This window comes from Streptomyces sp. NPDC058459, assembly GCF_042721685.1.
Taxonomy (GTDB): domain Bacteria; phylum Actinomycetota; class Actinomycetes; order Streptomycetales; family Streptomycetaceae; genus Streptomyces.
Map to the genome: position 1 here is coordinate 1 of NZ_JBHXLV010000017.1, position 18,082 is coordinate 18,082.

Annotated in this window: 16 protein-coding genes and 1 pseudogene; 3 read left to right on the forward strand and 14 right to left on the reverse strand. The window is 68.0% G+C overall.

The window, feature by feature from the left end; genetic code table 11:
• Positions 1-81: 81 nt before the first annotated feature.
• Positions 82-576 (reverse strand): hypothetical protein, encoded by a 495-nt coding sequence (locus ACFWN1_RS05905; RefSeq protein WP_384358633.1) that lies wholly within the window; start codon positions 574-576, stop codon positions 82-84.
• Between the two features lie 413 nt (positions 577-989).
• Positions 990-1,199 (reverse strand): hypothetical protein, encoded by a 210-nt coding sequence (locus ACFWN1_RS05910; RefSeq protein WP_384358635.1) that lies wholly within the window; start codon positions 1,197-1,199, stop codon positions 990-992.
• A 514-nt stretch (positions 1,200-1,713) separates the two neighbouring features.
• On the opposite strand from ACFWN1_RS05910, the gene ACFWN1_RS05915 reads away from it, so the two are divergent.
• Together ACFWN1_RS05915 and ACFWN1_RS05920 are read left to right on the forward strand one after the other, a co-directional pair.
• Positions 1,714-2,700 (forward strand): hypothetical protein, encoded by a 987-nt coding sequence (locus ACFWN1_RS05915; RefSeq protein WP_384358637.1) that lies wholly within the window; start codon positions 1,714-1,716, stop codon positions 2,698-2,700.
• Positions 2,693-3,097 carry a hypothetical protein gene (locus tag ACFWN1_RS05920; protein ID WP_359315966.1) on the forward strand — a complete coding sequence of 135 codons (405 nt, stop codon included), beginning with the start codon at positions 2,693-2,695 and terminating at the stop codon, positions 3,095-3,097. Before ACFWN1_RS05915 ends, ACFWN1_RS05920 begins: the two co-directional genes overlap by 8 nt.
• Positions 3,098-3,272: 175 nt before the next feature.
• Here the strand turns inward: ACFWN1_RS05920 and ACFWN1_RS05925 are convergent, their stop codons facing one another.
• The 11 genes and pseudogenes from ACFWN1_RS05925 to ACFWN1_RS05975 form a co-directional block, all read right to left on the reverse strand.
• Complete coding sequence (locus ACFWN1_RS05925) at positions 3,273-3,905, reverse strand: hypothetical protein (protein WP_384358639.1); 633 nt, start codon at positions 3,903-3,905, stop codon at positions 3,273-3,275.
• 182 nt (positions 3,906-4,087) lie between these two features.
• Positions 4,088-5,233 (reverse strand): hypothetical protein, encoded by a 1,146-nt coding sequence (locus tag ACFWN1_RS05930; protein ID WP_384358641.1) that lies wholly within the window; start codon positions 5,231-5,233, stop codon positions 4,088-4,090.
• Between the two features lie 141 nt (positions 5,234-5,374).
• Positions 5,375-6,073 carry a hypothetical protein gene (locus ACFWN1_RS05935; RefSeq protein ID WP_384358643.1) on the reverse strand — a complete coding sequence of 233 codons (699 nt, stop codon included), beginning with the start codon at positions 6,071-6,073 and terminating at the stop codon, positions 5,375-5,377.
• A 28-nt stretch (positions 6,074-6,101) separates the two neighbouring features.
• Positions 6,102-6,563 (reverse strand): hypothetical protein, encoded by a 462-nt coding sequence (locus ACFWN1_RS05940; protein WP_384358645.1) that lies wholly within the window; start codon positions 6,561-6,563, stop codon positions 6,102-6,104.
• Between the two features lie 55 nt (positions 6,564-6,618).
• Complete coding sequence (locus ACFWN1_RS05945; RefSeq protein ID WP_384358647.1) at positions 6,619-8,190, reverse strand: ATP-binding protein; 1,572 nt, start codon at positions 8,188-8,190, stop codon at positions 6,619-6,621.
• A 29-nt stretch (positions 8,191-8,219) separates the two neighbouring features.
• Positions 8,220-8,672, reverse strand: coding sequence for a DUF6238 family protein (locus tag ACFWN1_RS05950; RefSeq protein ID WP_359315948.1), 453 nt, complete (start codon positions 8,670-8,672; stop codon positions 8,220-8,222).
• Positions 8,673-8,706: 34 nt separating this feature from the next.
• On the reverse strand, positions 8,707-10,179 hold the full coding sequence (locus tag ACFWN1_RS05955; protein WP_384358649.1) for an SCO6880 family protein: 1,473 nt from the start codon (positions 10,177-10,179) through the stop codon (positions 8,707-8,709).
• 145 nt (positions 10,180-10,324) lie between these two features.
• Complete coding sequence (locus tag ACFWN1_RS05960) at positions 10,325-11,719, reverse strand: ATP-binding protein (protein WP_384358651.1); 1,395 nt, start codon at positions 11,717-11,719, stop codon at positions 10,325-10,327.
• Positions 11,720-11,746: 27 nt separating this feature from the next.
• A complete protein-coding gene (locus ACFWN1_RS05965; RefSeq protein WP_384358653.1) occupies positions 11,747-12,436 on the reverse strand; it encodes a hypothetical protein in 690 nt (229 codons plus the stop codon).
• Positions 12,436-12,743, reverse strand: a pseudogene (locus ACFWN1_RS05970) (DUF6112 family protein). The gene ACFWN1_RS05965 and the pseudogene ACFWN1_RS05970 overlap by 1 nt, the downstream one beginning before the upstream one ends.
• 87 nt (positions 12,744-12,830) lie before the next feature.
• Positions 12,831-13,976, reverse strand: a complete 1,146-nt coding sequence (locus tag ACFWN1_RS05975; RefSeq protein ID WP_384358655.1) for a C40 family peptidase — start codon at positions 13,974-13,976, stop codon at positions 12,831-12,833.
• A gap of 578 nt (positions 13,977-14,554) precedes the next feature.
• Between ACFWN1_RS05975 and ACFWN1_RS05980 the strand changes: the two genes are divergently transcribed.
• Positions 14,555-15,301 carry a DNA methyltransferase gene (locus ACFWN1_RS05980; RefSeq protein ID WP_359315932.1) on the forward strand — a complete coding sequence of 249 codons (747 nt, stop codon included), beginning with the start codon at positions 14,555-14,557 and terminating at the stop codon, positions 15,299-15,301.
• A gap of 114 nt (positions 15,302-15,415) precedes the next feature.
• On the opposite strand, the gene ACFWN1_RS05985 is transcribed toward ACFWN1_RS05980, so the two are convergent.
• Complete coding sequence (locus ACFWN1_RS05985) at positions 15,416-17,677, reverse strand: hypothetical protein (RefSeq protein ID WP_384358657.1); 2,262 nt, start codon at positions 17,675-17,677, stop codon at positions 15,416-15,418.
• Between the last annotated feature and the right edge of the window lie 405 nt (positions 17,678-18,082).

Below are 18,082 nucleotides of genomic sequence, written 5' to 3' on the forward strand. Positions count from 1 at the left end.
CGCAATGGCTCCACACCTACAATCACCACCGCGGACACACCGCCCTCGCAGGCAAACCACCCGCCAGCCGCGTCCCCAACCTCACAGGGCAATACAGCTAGCCAACCGGCTGGTGTCGAGGTCGGGGTCCAGGTCGACGCTGTACCGGGCGGCGCGGAGCATCTCGGCTGCGTGGGACGCGACGGCGGCGCGGTCAGCCTGCAGGGTGGTGGTCGGCAGGCGGTGGCGTCGGCCGTACCAGTCCTCGATCTGCTGGAAACCGGCGTGCTTGAGGAGCGTGGCGGACAAGTCGTCGCTGGCGCCCTTCGCCGAGACGCTGCTGCTGGGCTTGGTGTTGATGGTGATGTAGGGGGCAGGCACGTGGGTCTCCTGGGCGCGAGGTGTTGGGCGTGGGGCCGGGGGCAGGTGGCCGAGTTCGGTGGCGATGCGGTGGCACTCGGTCTGCAGCTGGAAGGCGTCGCGATAGGCGTGGTGGACGCCGCCGTCCTCGCGCGCGAGGGGGGCCTGGTTGCGCACGGCGATCCACCGGCAGGCGTCCGGATCGCTGTGCGGGGCGATGCCGGTAGATGGCACCACCCGGCGGGCAACCTTGGCCCACTGCGAGTCGGTCAGGTCGGGGTGCCGGGGATCGGAGCGGACCGGGCAGACCTACACCGGCCGCTCGGGCGCGGGCCCCGAGACGCTCGACGGGTGCGTCGAGGGCGTGGGCCAGGTACGCCAGCACGTCGGGCTGGGCGAGCATCTCGATCGGGGCGCCATGGCCGTCCCCGGCGATCAGGCGGGGGTTGGTGTGGTTGCCGCGCTCGCCCGGCCCGTACAGATACGTGAGCAGACCGGCGGTGTGGCTGGCGCGCTGCAGGTGGGCGATCACGGCGTCTACCTCGAAGGGGAGTGGCGAACGGGAGCCCGGGTGGCTGGGCCGTCAGGGAGAGAGGATCCGCAGAATCCGCGATTACGCCCAGCCGGAGATGGGTGATAGACGCCTGCGGTCACCGCGGCTCGTCGAGGCCGTGGTCGTAGGCGGAGTCAGCGCAGGCGGAGCGGACGAAGTGGGCGTCGTTGTGCAGCCGGGCCGAGCGGCCGTCCTGGCGGATGACGGTGGCGACGATGTGGAGTCCGTGGGCCTGGTTGCGCAGGGCGGCCCACCGGCAGACGGCCTGGTCGTCGTCCGGCTCGATGAAGGTGGCGTCGACGACCACAACATCGGACTCGGCATGGGAGGCATGGAACGGTCGCAGTGTTCCCCCTCCCGGTGTGGACACTGGCCGCCGGCGTCCACGGTCTGATCCCATGGGCCAGCGGCGTACGCACTGCTGGGCCGACGGGCGCGTCCCGAAGTCTGCCCGCAGAGGACGAAGCCCTGACGGGCGATCACCGGCAACGACGATGTCCACCGACCCGTCGATACAAGAGCCGAGTTGGAGGGTGTAGCCAGTACGGATTCGGGGACCGGACCTGGATGCGGCGGAGTGAGGGGAGCCGTCCGGCGCTGTCCGACGGTGGCCGCGAACCACGGCTGAGACGCCGAGCGAGCCGGTTCCTGGCAAACACCCCGGAACCCTGCTCAACGGTGGCGTCCAGGTGCTAACTTTCAGCAGCGCCACAGCCGGTACGGGGAGCACCGCGCTCCGGGACCTAACTGTTGCTGACGGTCATGACTGTGTATTTCCCACCAACCGATCGAAGAAGCAGAGACTCACGATGCCGCTCCCCGTGATCCTGGTAGCAATCGGCGTCGACACGACGGTCGTCAATCTGGTCGGCAACAAGATCATCGCGGAGCAGGCAAAGAACCAGATTGCAGACCAGCAGGAGCACCACGACAACGAGTACCAGAAGCATCGCCAGATCGCGAACTCCACCACTGCGGAGTTGAAGGGTCTCGGTGACAAGCAACAGGCTGCACTCGACGACGTGTTGTCTCGAATCAAGGCCTTTGTGGAGCGCAACGAGCGACAGTTACGGATACTTGCGCGCGAAATCGTCGACGGCGGTGAAGCGTCCACGAATCGCGAGATTGACGCATCGCCAGTCGTCTCAGGCCTCGGCGCCGCCCTGAGCGCATCGGCTGGTGTCGGCTCGGCCTTTGCCGGCATTGGGCTGAGTGGCGCGGCCTACGCGGCCGTGGCCAAGTTCGCTACCGCGTCCACAGGTGCCGCGATCAACACCCTGAACGGAGCGGCTGCAAGAAGTGCCACCCTCGCGGCAATCGGAGGCGGGGCCAAGGCTGCTGGCGGTGGTGGCATTGCTGCAGGTGTGCTCAGGCTCAACGTCATCACTGCGATCCCAGCGGCTGTGCTGACCGTCGGGATGATGATCAAGTCAAAGTCCGACGCCGACAAGGCCGTCACGAAGTCCGACGGTGACGTCAAGAAGGCAATCGCCACCTACAAACACCGCAACACGCTTCTTCGCGGCGTGGACAGACGAGTGGACGAGTTGCGAGACGTGCTCGCAGGACTGGTTTCTCAGGCGGGCGAGGCCCTTCGCCACCTGGAAGCGACAGAGCGCGAGCCTGGCGGGTTTGACCTCGACAACGACGACCATGCCCATCGGCTCCAAACGGCGCTCCTGGTCACGAAGGGCGTGGGCGACATCGCCGCCGCGACTGTGGTGAATCCGGATCTGACGCTTGACTCGAAGGGTGAGTACCTGGTGGTCAAGTACCGCAACTACAAACCGGAGCAGGAAAATGGTTGACGTTCGTATGGTCACAGGTGTCCTCGAATCAGCCCGCGGCACCGTCACGCAAGCGAACGCTGCTCAATGCCTGTTCGCAATCATCGACGTCGCCAAAGGTATCGATGCCGACATCACCGAGCGTGCTCGAATCGCCGCAGAACGCGACAGAGAGGTTGCCAGAATCCACGCCGCGAGCAAGGGTTTGCGGGACTATCTGGACCTCGTTTTCGAGGAGCGTCGCGAACTCCACCGAGGGTTCTTTGCCAGGCTGGACAAGGCCATCGAGGATCGCGACCCCGTAACCATTCAGGCCTGCGTCACCGGGATCGTCGAAGTCACCAAACACTCGCCGCTCAATGACATCATGAAACTTCGCTCTGTCTGGGCAGAGCCGAACGCGGCGATCGAGATTTAGTGGTCGAGACTCGCGCTCGATGCATCGCCAGGGGGCTGCCGATCAATAACTCTGCGGTGTGGGGACGGCCTTGCCGATGAGGTGGCACCCAACGCATCCCGAAAACCGAGGAGTTATTCGGGGGCAGCCCCCTGACCAATAACGGCCCTGGGAACTGCTCCTTACGGGAGTTGGGTCAGCGGTTGCGGGAGAACGTGATGCGCGGGTCCACCGGTCGGACCGTCGGGCTGGAGGCGGCGGTCGTGGCAACCGGCGCCTTACCCGACAGGCCGGCGCGGGCGGGGAACTTGTGTGTGGTGAAGCCCCGGCTGCGCTCGTGGCGCCCTGCCGTCATGGGCCCTGATGGGCGGCACCCGGCTACGTCCTGGGCGAGGAGGGGCTGCACGGCCACCTGGAGGGCGACCCGGTGCATCGCCAGCGTGGCGGTGGCGACCTTGCCGAGCGCCTCGCTGCGGTCGGTTGTGATGGGCAGCGTGTAGATGTCCAGGCTCGAGTTATGCCGCCAACCGTGTTCTTTGAGGAGCTGGCCGCCGAGGGAAGTACCGTCGGCGGTGGCGGCTACCACGCCGAGCTGCGGATGCTCGGCGAACGCGACGTTCGGCTCAACGCGCGGGGGCCGGTCGCGGGCGGCGGCTGGGCTGGAGGCCGGCGAAGGATCGAATGCCGCGTCCGCGTCCACCCGGTAGCCGGCCTTGCGCAACAGCCCGACGGCCCGGGTGGCGCGGCCCTGCCCGTCGCGCTGCTGGTTGGCCAACGCGTACAGGTTGGCATGGTCGGAGACGGGGTGGAAGTCGAATCCCTTCAACATCCAGGTGCTCGCGGCCAGTTGCGCCGAAGTCGGGGTGGCGGCCGACTGCGATGTCGGGAAGCGGGTCGTGCTCGGTGGTGGGCATGGCGGATCCATCCGGTGCGGGCAGGAGGAGAGGGGTGGTCGAGGGCGAGGATGGTTCTGCTGGTGCGGGACATGGCGGGCTCCAAGCTGGGCAGCGGTCAGCGACCGGGTGCGGACGAGGGGCGGGCGGGAGGCAGGGCGGTACGTACGGCTGAAGCTGACGGCAGCCCGGCTGGGATCGTGCGCCGTCCGGTCGGGGAGACCGCGAGAGCGGCGGCGACTCGGGGCGCCGCCGGTTCTTCCGGGGCGACTCGGTCCACACGGGCCTGGACCCTGTCGGGGTGGTCGGTGTGCCGGTCGGCCAGGTCGCCGCGCATGGACCGAATTTCGAGCGCGTAGGAGTCGAGCTTCTCGGTGATGTAGCGCAGGCGGTGCGCGTAGTGGGGATCGGCGGGTGCGCCCAGGCCCTCCCACCAGTCGGCCGTCGTGTTGAGGGACTCCACGACGCGCTGAAGAACGCCGTCACCGGGAGCGGTCAGCTCGCTCAGTGCGGCGACGGCCTCGCTCGTATGTGCCGCCGACTGGATGGACTGGGTCAGGTGGCCGAGTCGGTCGGCGAGGCTGAGCCTGTGATCGCCAGGGGGCGGCCGGCTGGGGTCGAGCAGGTCAGGGTCGCACGAGACGTCGAAGCCCTCGGCGTGCAGCATGTCGACGGCCCGGGTCACCATCTGTCGCTGCTCGACCAGGTCGGTCATGGCGGAGGGCAGTCGGTGGAAGCGCTCGCGGAACAGCACGACGGGGACGAGGCCCGCACGGTGGAGGACCGCGTCGGCGGCGCTCTCCTGAGCGGGTCGCTGGGATTTCGATCGGGGCGGCAGGCCGAGCTGATCCAGGCGCGCGTCGATGGCGGCGAGCAGGCGGGGGACGCTGCCGCCATGCCGGGCGTGAGGGCCGTCGGGCTCCGAGTCGTAGATCACTTCGTGGAGCGTGAAGTCGTCAGGATGCCCGCGCGTCACCAACCAGCTCTCCGGATACCCGGGCGGGTGGTCGGTGGGTGGTTCCTGGGGCGGAGAGATGATCAGGGCGCTGCCGTCGGGGAGTTCGGCGTGGACGATGTAGTCACTGAGGCCGTACTCGACGGTGCAGGCCAGGCCACGCTGCCGAAGCGGCGCGCTGAGGTGGCTGTACTGATGCTCATGTTCCGAGGCACCGACGGTGTCTTCCTGGATGAAGGGTTCGCTGGTGCGTGCAGTGACGTGTGTGCCCTCGCTTTGGAAGGTGACCAGGGTCTGATCGGGGCGCATGTGGGCTTCTCCGTGGCCGGTCGCCCCCGGTCGGCGCCGGCGGGAAGCCGCAGCCGAGCGGGGACTTGTAGGGGTAGTGGCGTTCGTCGAGGATGCGGCGATATCTCGGTTTGGCCTCGCCGGAAATCGGTGCTAGAGGCGTCAGCGCGAGCGGCGCGCGGCAGAGGGGTCCGTCGCCGCCGAGGCGGGCGGCGACGGGGGAGAGGTTCCGCGCTGGCCGGAGGCGGATCGGGCCAGGGCCGCCTGGACGCGCCCGGTGTGCGCGGACTGGTCGACGCCGATCCGGTCGGTCAGGTGATCGGCAGCCCTGGCCAACGCCGCTCCGCTGTAGCTGAGTTCGTCGGCGTAGTGCCAGCCTTCGGAGTTGCGGATCTCGCGGGCTCGTTCCTCGTAGAGCTCCCGCGACCCGGGCATGGAGCCCTCCAATAGCGCGATGACCTGATCCCACTCGCGGCGGATCTCGCCCGCCCGCGCCAGTACAGAGTCGATCCCCCGCAGGCGCCGCAGGTCGGCGCTGATCGCGCCGTCAAGATAGTCGGCCGGTTGTGCGGTTGCCCGTACACCGGCGAGGACTTCGGGGCCGTGGGTCAGAAAGGTCTCGACGTGCTCCCAGGCGGCGGCGTCCCGGGCCACCTTGCCGTCGGCGTACCCGGTTTCGTCGACGGGCCAGCCGTCTTCGTCGCAGTACGAGTCCGAGACGGCATCCCATCGGTCTGACGCCTGCCTGATGCTGTCAGCGGCGGAGGCCAGGGCCTGGACACGCACCCGCCATGCCGCCTGTTCGCTGGTGTCTTGCGGATGGCTGTCAGGGGAGGTGGGGGAGTCGGGAGAAGTGGGCATGGTTGTGCCTCGTTCCTGTACGGGTGCTTCACCGCGAACGCGGCACCGAGCGCACAGCGGACGGTGAGACGGGAGCCGGAGCATCGCTCTGCTGGCCGGGGGAAGTTCCCCGGGCCGACGCTGCTGGCGAGAGGCGGGCGGCTGCTGCGGCTCGGTGCGACCGGGAGCAGATCTCGTGGTCGACGTTCTCCGCGACGAGGTGCAGCTCCTCGCCGAGGTCGGTCAGCCGGGAGACGATGGCTTCCAACTCAGACGCGCTGCTTCGGGCACCGTGGGCGCGACACCACTCGAAGGCGGTTTCGAGCATCTGGTGAAGGCGGGTCACCGCGCCGAAGTCCTCCGTAACGGCCTCGTGGAACAGATTGGTGAACTCCTCGGTTCGGGCTGCGGCGAGGCGGTCGTTCCAGTCAGTGGCCGGTGCGCCGCTGTCCGGACTCGCGGCCGGGCCGGTCGTTGGGTGGCGCTGGGGTGGGGCGGCGTTCTCGACCACACCGAACCGGAGACCGGGGACGAGCCCGGACTGGGAACCACGACCCCACGTAGACTCATTGCCGCACCTCCTTGCGCTGCATAGGAATTGAGAAACCGTCAGTTGCGCTGAACTCGCGGGGGTTCGCGGACATCCGGGCGTCGGTGTCGAACAACTGGCGTTCGGCCGGGTGCAGGATGTGCTGGGTGATGAAGCTCCGACCTGCGACTTTCCACAGGCCCCGGCCCTTGGTCAGGGCGGACACGGCCTGGGTTTCGACACCGGTCAGGCCGAGCAGCGACGCGGCGGCGGCGAGTTGGTCGGGCTCCTGGCGGTAGATGATGCGGGTGCTGCAGTCGGCGAGGAGGCCCTCGGCCAGCACCCGGCCGCGTGAGCCGGCGTCGCCCGCGCTCAGCAGATCGCTGAGGCGGTGGATGACCATCAGGTTGGCGATGCCGAGACCTCGGCTGAGCTTCCACTGGCTCTGCATGCGCTCCAGGAGGCCGACATGCCTCATCACGCGCCATGCCTCGTCGTAGATCACCCATCGTCGGCCGCCGTCGGGGTCGGCGAGCGCGGACTCCATCCAGGCGCTCGCGCAGGTCATCGCGAGGACCAGCGCGGTGTCGTCGCCCGAGCCGCCGAGGCGGGAGAGGTCGATCGACAGCATCGGGGTGGTCGGGTCGAAGGCCACGGTCGAGGGCGCGTCGAACATACCGCTCAAGTCGCCGTGCACGAGACGACGGAGTGCGTGCGCGAGATCTTGCGCGGCGGGCCCCATGTGCCCGGCCTGGTCGCCGAGGGCCCGGTCGAGTCGTTCGGGCGAGCCGAGGGTGTGCGCGATCTCGCCGAGCAGAGGCACGGTGCCGCAGGCCTCGGCCTCGGCGACGACCAGGTCCAGCGCGAGGTCCAGGGCTGTGTGCTCCATCGGCTGGAGATCGCGCTTCAGTACGGTGCGCGCGAGGCCGGCCAGGAGCAGGAGGCGGCGCTTGCGGACCTCGGTTGACCAGTCGTCCTCGCTCACCGAGGCGGGCCGAGTCGGAGCATCCAACGGGTTCAGCCTGCCCGGGAGCCCTGGTCCCAGGGCGATGCTGCAGCCGCCGAGAGCCTGCGCGACGGCCGTCCATTCACCCTTGGGATCGCACGGCACGTAGACCCGGTATCCGTGGGCAATTGCCCTGGTGGCTATGGACTTGGCCAGCGCGGACTTGCCCAGGCCGATGATCCCCGCCAGGACGGCGTTGGGATTGGTGAAGCCTTCGATCCGGCCGCTGCTGTACAGCGAGAAGGGGTCGTAGCAGAACGCGGCCTCCGCGTGGACATCGCGGCCGATGAAGATTCCCTCCGCGCCCAGACCGCCTTCCGCGAGGAAGGGATAGGCGCCGCTGACGGTGGCGGTGGTCATTCGGTGGGCGGGCAGGCTGAGTTTGCCGCCGCGTGCCGAGGAGGGGCTGGGGCGTCCGGACGGCGGATAGGAGGGCCGCAGCTCCGGGTCGAGGGTTTCCTCGTTACGGCGCTTGGGCGGGGCTCCGGCGAGGCGGGCCTGGCGGCGGGCCTCAGCGAAACCGGCGCGGGCGGCTCGCTGCTCGGCACGCGATGTCTTGCGGGGGACGAACAGGTGGGAGGCGCTGGCGCGAGTGCGAGGCATGAACGTTTCTCCAGACGGAAGGCAGGGTGTCAGTGGCGGACGAGGCCGGTGAACGGCGCGTGGAGGTCGGCCGGAGTGGTGCGGCGGCGGACCAGGTGCGCGGTGAGTTGGTGGCGCTGGCAGATGGTCAGCTCTGGTGCGCCTTCTGCCAGGCCGGCCTGGCACGCCTCGCGTTCGGGGACCTCCTCGGAGTCCGGTCGAGGTGCCGCGTGGTAAGCGGCATGGACGTGGTCGGCGGCCTGCCAGATTCGGGTGCGGGCGGCGCGGAGCTGGTCGCCCTCGATCGGCACGAGCTGGCCAGTGCGGGCGGCGTGGGCGTCGAGCAGGCCGTGCAGCGAGACGAGGTGGGCGTGCAGGGCGTCCAGCTCGGCGCGGGTGGTGACGAGAGGACCGCCTGGCACGTTGAGCGCGCGGTGGAAGTCGAGCGCGGCGGTGGCGAAGGGCACGAAGTCCTGCGCGGTCGGGCTGGCGGTGCGGGACATGGGGGTGCTCTTTCGGAAGGGAGGCGGGTCGGCATCAGGCGGCGAGGGCGAGCGGCATGGCGGCGGCGGTGAATGCTTCGGCCTGCTGCCAGGTGAGCGGCCGGAGGTCGAGCTGGGCGCCGACTGCCGCGGTCTCCACGACCGCGCAGGCGGAACGAAGCTCCTCTTCGGAGTCGGCCGAGACGGTCAGTAGGCCGGTCAGGGCGACATCCGCGTGGCCCGTGATGAGCTGGCGCTCACGGGACTTGATGTCCTGGTACTCGATGGAGTCCGCTTCGGAGTCGACCTGGCCGCGCCGTGCTCGCTCGGCGGCGTCCGCAATCACAGTGGCCTTCTTGCGCTGGACATCGCGCAGTGCGGCGTCCAGCCCCTTCGGCTCGTACGACAGCGACAGGGTCCGCCGCACCCCCGCGGTGAACAGCAGCTGGTGCAAGAAGCCCGCCGACGTCTCGGTGCGGGGCCAGTTCTCCACCCAGTACGTGGAGTGGACGGCGGAGTCGGTCGCGATGTGGTCCGACTTCTCGACGACCACGACCGGGCCGGCAGCGGCGGGGTCGGCCTCGGGACGCCCGGAGGAGGACCAACGGTCCAGTGCGGCAAGGGCCTTGGGGTCGTATGCCGTTCGCACGACGGCCGCGATCTCGTGGGCGGTGAGCCAGCCGGTGGGGTTGAGCCCGGCGGTGCGCGCGGCCTGGTCAAAGGTCGAGGTCAGCTGCGCCAGCACGCTGAAGGACCCGGTCAGACCGCCTCCAGCCTGGTTGATCAGTCGTCGCGCGGCCTTGGCGTCCAGCGAGATGGCAACGTACGCCTCGTGCGGAGCCGCGGCCGGGCCCGCGCTCTGGATCAGCTCGCTGTAGATCGCGCCGGCCACCGGGGCGTCGGGCTGGCCGTGCTCCTCCCAGTACCGGCGAAGGGCATCGCCGGAGTCCGGGACGGTGCGCTCGATCACCTGGATGCGGGCGACCTGGCCGGTGCGGGCGAGCGCGGCGAGCGTGCGTCCCCAGCCGTTGACGTTGGCGTTCTGGGTGCCCGGGTCGAGCAGCGCGTAGGCGTGGGATGACACCTTGACGACGGCGGTCAACGTGCCGGTGTGGGGGTTGTGGACCGCGCTGTACCGGCGGTCGGGTGCGGTGACCACGCGCAGACTGGCGGCGGTGCCGGGCAGGTGGAGGAGCCCTTCGCGGATCGGGCGGCGGGAGGGCCGGGCGAGCCAGATCAACTGGCCCCGCATCCGATGGAGCCCGTACCGGGTAACGATCGGAGCCCAGTCGGCCAGGGCGCGGCCTCGGTGGCGGACGAAGACGAGCACGGCGATGGCGGCCCACAGCGGGACGAGTTCGAGAGCGCCGACCACACCACGGGCGAGGATCACGGCGAGCAGGAGCAGGCCGGTGAGGCTCACGACGATCAGTTGCGGGGCGGTCAGGCCGAGCAGGATGCCGCGCCTGCTGCGGTGCGGGAACTTCACGGTGGCCGTGGTGGCTTCGGCCTGGGGGTTGTCAGACATGGCGGTTCCAGACGGTGGGAGCGGGCGGGAAGAGGCGGAAGTCGCGGCGCTCTTCTGGAGGTCATGGCAGGACTCCGTTTCGGGTGGTCGGGGGAAGGGGCGGGCTGCGGACTGGAGGGATGCAGCCCGCCCCCTGGGTGGTGGGTCAGGACCTGGACGGCGGCTGGTTGGGGTAGACCCAGCTCGTCGGAGTCGGGGAGCCGGTCGCCGACGGATCGGTGGAGGGCGGCGGCGGTGCGGCGGGACCGCTGGGCGACACGGCACCTGCGCGGGTCAAGCTGCTGCCTGGAGCCGTCGCACCAGCGGGCTGGGCGACGGAGGGAGCGCCCCCCTCGGAGCCTCCTGCTTCGGGATCGGCAGGCCGTGTGATCAGCGCCGGGATGCCGGGGCGCTGGATCAGGGCGCGGCCCTTGTCGCCGGAGGCGTTCGGGTCCTCGCCGTACCGGAAGCTGGTATGCGGCTTCGGCGGTCCGGCGTCGATGCCTTCCTTGCTGAGGTTGCCCCCGGTGGGGTTGATGCCGGAGGCGACACCGTCGCTGCCGGCGCCGGGGACCTGACTCGGCCCCTGCGGAGCAGGAGTGCCGGTGCTGGCCTGCATCGCGAGGCTGCCCGCGGTCTTCGCGGCCCCTGCGGCGACCGCCATGCCGGCGACGCCGGTGCGGTGCAGGTCGTCGTGTCCGCCGCCGTCGGTCGCCCAATGGACGAACTTGTACGTCGCGTATGGGCAGAGCAGGACCAGGACCATGACGACGATGCCGGCCATCGCGTCGGACAGGGCGGTCATTCCGTCCTTGGTAGCGGACTTGCCCATCGCCGAGACGCCGATCAGGAAGACCACGGTCATCAGAAGTTTCGAAACGACGAGGGTGGCGGTGGCCTCGATCCAGCCCCGTCGCCAGCGCTTGGCGACCTCCCAGCCGCCGCCGGATCCGGCGAAGACGGCAAGGGCGACCATGATCAGGACGCCGACCTTGCGGGCGACCATGACACCCCAGTACATGAACGCGCCGATTGCGCAGCCAAGGGCGACCAGGGCTGGGACTGTCCAGCCGAGGCCGTACATCGCCCCCAGGTTGTTGACCTTGATGACGCGGCGGATCGCGTCGTCAACTGAGCTGTTGGCTGCTTGGAACAGGCCGTCGGAAAGGGCGTCGACCACGGTGATGGCGACGGAGGTGAAGGCGACGGCGCAGAAGGAGAAGAGGACGCCGGTCATGGTGCCGATCGCGGCTTGGGCGAGGGCGCGTTCGTCCCGTCGCCAGGCCGCGGACATCAACTGGATGCAGAACGTACCGACGGTCAGAGCGAGTCCGATAGGTAGCAGCAGCTCGTAGTTGTCCCGGAACCAACCGGCGTTGAGATCGATGGCGGTGGTTTCGTTGACGGCCTTGGCGGCGAGATCGGCTGCGCTGGCGGCCAGCTCACCCGCTGACTTCGCGATCCACGCCCCGATGCCGTCGGTGACGGTCCCTGCGGGGTTGGTGGCGAAGTCGACGGTGTCGCAGACGGTGCCCATCAGCGGAAGGTCGCAGACTCCCATGGCGGTACCTCCTTTCTGGGGTGGGGGTCAGGGCGCGACGGCCGGCAGGACACCGGCCAGGGCGCAGGGCTGGGAGGGGCGGCACTGGACCGCGAGGGTGGTGACGCGGTTCTCGGCGCCGCCGTGCGGTGAGCCGTTCCAGGCGATCGACTGCTTGCCGGAGACCGTCACGGCGTAGACGTACGCGGTGGTGATCGCCCCGGGGTCCGCCTGCAGGGCCTGGGTGAACGAGTCTGGGAAGTGGGCTTCGTTCACCGTGGCGGTGGCGAACTGGCCGTTGGCGGCCATTTCCTTCCACAGCACGGGCGAGGGGACGAGTGCGTCGACCGAGGCGGCGTCGGCGTACTTGGTCTTCCTGGTCAGCCACTTGTGCAGGGCGGCCAGCAGCTCATGCTGGGAGTAGGCGCGGGTGTCGTAGGACCACAGCGCTGAGGCTGCCGCCTTCCCGAAGGTGATCGGGTCGTGCGTGGACGGGGGAACGGGCAGGGCGCTGTGGCTCCCGTGCAGTGGTGACGAGGCGGAAGCAGAAGCGGTCGGGAAGGAGGGGGAAGCCGAACTAGCCTGCGGTGCAGGGGCCTTGGATGAGGTCCTGCCGTCGCGGGTGAGGTAGGCGGCCAGGCCGGCGAGGGCGACGAGCACCACCAGGACAGCGGTGCCGAGCAGCGCCCGGCGGCGCACGCGAGATGCGCCGCCGGGGTTCGTGGAGCGGGGAGACATCAGTGGACCTGCGTCCCCAGCGTGCTGAAGAAGGCCACGACGCCGTTGGCCGCGCCCAGCAGTAGGGCGGCACCAGCGCTGACCAGCACACCCTTCTTGCCGTTGGCCTCGGCCTGGTGTCCGCCGGAGTGGTGGCCCCAGGCCCATACGCCGGCGCTGACAGCGAGCGCGCCGACCACGACGATGATCCGAAGAGGTTGAGCGAGCCCATCACCTGCTTGAGGACCGAGAGGCCCGGCAGCCCGCCCTCGTTCGGTTTGATTCCGGGGTCGTAGGCGAGCTGGACGACCTTGTCGGCGAGGTACATTGCTGTGCACTCCAGTTCGATTTAGTGCACGCCAAAGCCCGAGCGGGCGAAGCGGCAGTGCAGGAAGAGGGGGGAGAGAAGCGCCGGTCAGACGACTCGGCGGGCCGCGAGAATCTGCGGCTTCCAGGAGGCGAGGGTCGCGAGGCGGACTACGTCGCCGGTGTGGGGGGCGTTGACGATCAGCCCCTGGCCAATGAACATCCCGACGTGCTCTGGGACTTCGGCGGTCCCCCCGGTGAAGAGGAGGTCACCAGGCTGGAGAGCGTTGACCGAGACCTTCTTGCCCTCCTTGACCTGCTTGTAAGTCGTCCGGGTGAGGGTGACCCCGGATGCCTTGTACGACTGCTGCATCAACGAGGCGCAGTCACAGCGGCCCATAGGGTCGGGCCCGCGGGAGTCGGTACAGCTCCCGCCCCACTGGTACGGGGTGTCGAGCTGGCCGAGAGCCCAGCGGATTGCCGTCTGGACCTTGGGCGTAGCGTCTGCCGGGATCTTGTATCCGGCTGGCACCGTGCCGGGCGGGATGGTTCCGAAGTCGGTTCCGTCCCCGCCGCTCGTACAGCCGCCCGCGGTACTCGGTGGAGGACTGCCCGTGCTGCCCGAGCCGGATGGTGAAGGGCTCGGCGACGTGCCGCCGGCCTTCGACACCAGTGGCTCGATCGCCTGCTGCAAGGCGCTGGCCAGGGGCTCCCACTTCGCGTAAGCCTCGGGTAAGCCGGACTTCTGCACCGCCTGGGCGGCCTGGGTGACGGACAGGGACTGCCAGCCCGAGACCTTCTCCAGCGTCTCGTAGAACTTTGTTGAGGCGTGCACCGGGTCGAGGATCTCGTTCGCGGTGCCCCATCCCTGCGACGGACGCTGCTGGAACAACCCGAGGCTGTCGCGGTCGCCGTAGGTCAGGTTCCGCAGGCCGCTCTCCTGCAAGGCGGTCGACAGGGCCACGATCTGGCCTCGGGCTGGGATGTTCATCGCGACACCGGTGGCCTGGATGGTCTTGGCGTTGGGCACCTGCTCGTCCGAGTCGTCCAGGCCCGGCACGGAGACCGTGCCCTTGTCGCCGCCATCCAGGATCGCCTTCACCTGAGCGGCCACGGCCGAGGTATCCACAGCCTGTGTACCGCCGGTGGAGCAGGAGGCCGAGGCACTCCCGGCCGCGATACCGAGGATCGGAACGGCCAGCAGCAGCGGACCGGAGGCGAAGAAACCGACGACGGTTCCGGTGGTCTTCTTCATCGCCGTCGCCGTTCGCTGGGGTGGACAGCCCGGTTGGACAACGGGGTTGGGTCAGGGCGTGGGTGTATCGGGGCGTGCTGCATCGCAGCGGCTCCTCGGGCTCGTAGAGACGCAGTGCCGACTTCTCGTGCAAAGCCGTCGGCACCGCGCCGATGTGAATCCGCCTCTCAGGGCGGGCCCGGGTCAGGGGAGTTGGTAGCTCCCGGACGCCGGTCTCCGGTCATGCGCGGCAGCCAGCCGCGCTCGTAATCTCAGGTGGTGCACCGGGTCTCCTCACGGTTTCGGGAACGGGGGGTCAACGTGCCTTCCGGGTCGCGTTTTTTGGACGCGATAGCACGAATCATCACAGGTCAGATGGGGTGGAGCCGGGCTCCGCCTCGGTGACATGGCGAGACAGTAGACCGGGATTCCGGCCGCACCAAACGACCGTCGAACCCGGGCCCGGAGCACGGCACGGGCTCGTTGGGTGCGGCCGGAAATCGCGGTTAATCTCCGGCGCAACCCCACTCCGAACGGCCGTTGTTGACCGCCGTCCGGAACGGGCCCAGTCCCGTCGTGCCCTGAAAGAGGCCTCGCACATGAGCTACGCACTGCACCGAGGCGACGCCCTCACCGTGCTGAAGACCCTCCCGGACGAGAGCGTCAACGCCGTCATCACCGATCCCCCGTACAACTCCGGCGGACGCACCAGCTCGGACCGCACCGGCCGCACCGCCCGCGCCAAGTACGTCACCAGCGGATCGGCGCACGACCTACAGAACTTCCCCGGAGAGAACCGTGATCAGCGGAGCTATCGAAGCTGGCTGACCGCGCTGCTCACCGAGTCGTACCGGGCCGCGACCGAGCACTCCGTCGCCATGGTCTTCTCCGACTGGCGCCAGGAGCCGACCACCAGCGACGCCCTGCAGATGGCGGGGTGGACCTGGAGCGGCACGATCCCCTGGATCAAGCCCGCCAGCCGGCCCCGCAAGGGCGGGTTCAAGCAGTCGGCCGAGTTCATCACCTGGGGCGTCAAGGGCAGCCTCGAAAAGGACCGGGACCTCTACTTGCCCGGCCACTTCATCGCCTCCCAGCCGCGCAAGGACCGCGTCCACATCACCCAGAAGCCGGTCGAGATCATGCAGCAGCTCGTGCAGATCTGCCCCGAAGGCGGCACCGTCCTCGACCCGTTCACCGGCAGCGGCTCGACAGGCGTCGCCGCCCTGCGCGAGGGCCGGCAGTTCGTGGGTGTAGAGCTGTCCTCGCACTACGCCGATGTCGCTGAACAGCGACTGCGCTGCGTCCTAACTCAGGATAACTTCGAGCTCGCCGGACCCGAAGAGTGAGAACAAGACGCCTGGGTGAGCCGGGCCAGAATGTAGAAGGGGGCGGTTGCGCTACCGAAACCCCGGTAGTCACAACCGCCCTCGATCAATCTGGGATCTATTGAGATCAGGCTCTTATTCTAGGATCAGCTTGCGTTCATGCGCGACCTCTGTCACGGTATTGGCCACAGCCTTCAAGAAGCTGTTTTGGTCGGGAGATGCGGCGACAGTTGGGATGGGGGCTCCGCGCCCGAATACCTCGGCGTCGATGATGCGGGATCGGGTAAAGGTTGAACCGACCCCCTGTTGGCGATAGGCGTCGAGCCAGGCGTTCTGGACGTCTTCCTTGAGTCGCTGAGTGGTCAGCGTGTACAGCTTTCCGGTGACCGAACTGGTGATTTCGTCAATGACCGCTTGGCGCTCCTCTTCGGTGGGTTCGCCTCCTTCCCAGCGCACGGGCCGCTGCAGCATCAGGAAGATCTGTACTTGAAGCTCTGTACGCAGGTCAGCAACTGGCCTTAGCGAGTCGTATTCATCCCTCCACCCTTCACCGAGCCTACGTGTAAGTGCCTTTACGCGGGTCCAGTGCTCTTTGGGTGCGGCCGCATTATGCTCCAAGCCAAGCAGGCCGCGCCACCGCCTGTGGAAGTTTCGTGCCGCTTCGGTAACCGCGAGCGATAGATTCATGCGGTCGAAGACCGGCTTCGCCGGGCCCGTTGACGGCAGTTCCTCTTCGGCTGAGAGCGCCGCGCTTAGGGAGCGCAGTTGTTCAATAGTCCGGCGAGCTTCCTTCTTGGAGGGCTTCAGCGGCTCGTGCATTCCCCCGGCAAAGTAGCAGCGCTGTTCAAGCCTCACGCGGATCCCACGCTCGGCTGCGGGGCCCAGCTCTTCACCGATGGCGCCGAGTACATTCTCGACGGAGGCGAGAACATGCCTTTCCCTGTCCGAGAAGCGCGGGAGATTGTCGGCCTTCATGTGATCGAAATGGGTGAACAGGAAATCGAGTTTGCTCGAATTCCCGGAGATGGTAATTGATTTGAGGGCCGCAATCGGAGCGGCCTGCATGGGAGCAGTAGCGTTGTCGACTACGAGGATTGCATCAACCTCGTCGAGCCGCTTGGCCAAACCTGTCGAAAGTGAGGCAGTCGATTTTGGAGTGTGCCCCAGTCCCTCGACGTCAATGAGGACTAGGCGTTCACTCTTCTCCGCCCATGTCGGGACGAAGGGTCCTGCAACACGGATGCCATTTACGAGTGGCGTCAACAAGCGGCCGAAAAGTGGTGCGTAGTTGCTGGAGAATCTCATCACGGTCTTCAGGAACGTGCTGCGGTCCTCGGTTTCCAGCGTCCAGCTCAAAGGCCAACCCTGGCGGGTGCGGCGCAGTTCGCCATCGGTCAGGAGGGAGAACCTGAGCTCGACTTCGTGGAGTAGGCCATCGACGATGGCGTGAAATTCCTCCAGCTGGCGGAGCTCGGTGTCCAGCTCCTCCTCCAGGATTTCTTCGAGGACGCGCTCGTCCTCCTCGGTGGCCTGCAGCTCTGCGCGTGCGCTGACAGTTTGCTTCTCCACCAGCGAGTGCAGGTCGGTTACTGCCTGGGCGAGCATTGCCGCTGTCGTGGAAGGCTCGATCACGTCTAGATCGGCGGTGCCCAGGGCCATCGCATCGGCGTCGTCCTCGTCCTCGGGCATGTCGTCGTCTTCATCCTCGGACGAGATCGCTGGCCGTCCGAGCACGTAGCTGAAGCGGAATCGTTGGTTCACGTGATCCAGCAGGCGCCGCAATGCATCCTGGTCCGACTTGCCCTGGAAGAGTGCGAGGGCTGCAGCCGAGACGTTCTCCGTGAGATGGTCAACGACTTCTTCCCGGCCGGCGAAGGTGACTGCCGCTCGGTACGGCCCATCCTCGGTGAGGACAATCTCGGTGTCGGCAACGGTGGTCTTGGCTGTCGACGTGGACGGGAAGCGTTCATTTTCCGGATCTGTACCGAGAAGCTGCCGCACCGCCGTCGTTTTGCCGGCCCCGGTCGTGCCCAGAAGTAGGACGTGCTTGTAACCGTCGGCAGCCGTGGGCAACGCAAGGAGGTCGTCCCGAATTGATCTGAAGTCGGTCCTAGCGGCTTCGAGGCCCTCATAAAACACGTCGACGACACGGCTGTCGAAGAGTCCCGCGGCCTTGTATCGGGCGAGTGGTTCCCATAGAGACGGTGTTCGGAGGATCTCGTTGAGCTGCTCAACCAGGGCGTCTGCCTCGGCGTCATCTGAGGTCCCCAGCCCGCGCCGCACACGTCTACCCGGGCGCCCCGTCGTGGGGTCCAGTCGGACAGGGTGGCGGAAGATGACGGACCACCCGTCGCGCCCTTGGGTCCGGTTCTTCGACGCGGTGTAGTGCTTGCCCATCTACGCCTCCGTTGTTCCCAGTTGTTCCGAGAGGTGTGAGAGTGGCAGGGATCTGTCGGCCCGTCAACCTGGTTGTGGAACAACGGGGAACAACCAGGGTTGGCCGTCAGGTAATCGCTGGTAGCGCGCGTAGGCGGACAGCGGCATCATCTGAGGCATCTGCGCAACCGCCCTACAACTCTTGGACATGAGCGGGCGTGAAGCCGTGGCAGTGGCCGACGGCCCGACCCCGCGCCAGAGGCCAGGCGAGGCCATCCGGCGGGCCGTTCTGGCGCTGCCCGTCCGGTCGCGGAATAGTCCACGTTGTGAAACCCGCACTGCACCAGTTGAGCGAGGGATCCGAGCGGAGCTGACCCAGGAAGACTTCGTCCTGGCGGGGCCGGAGGCGTGAGCATGAGAGCGACC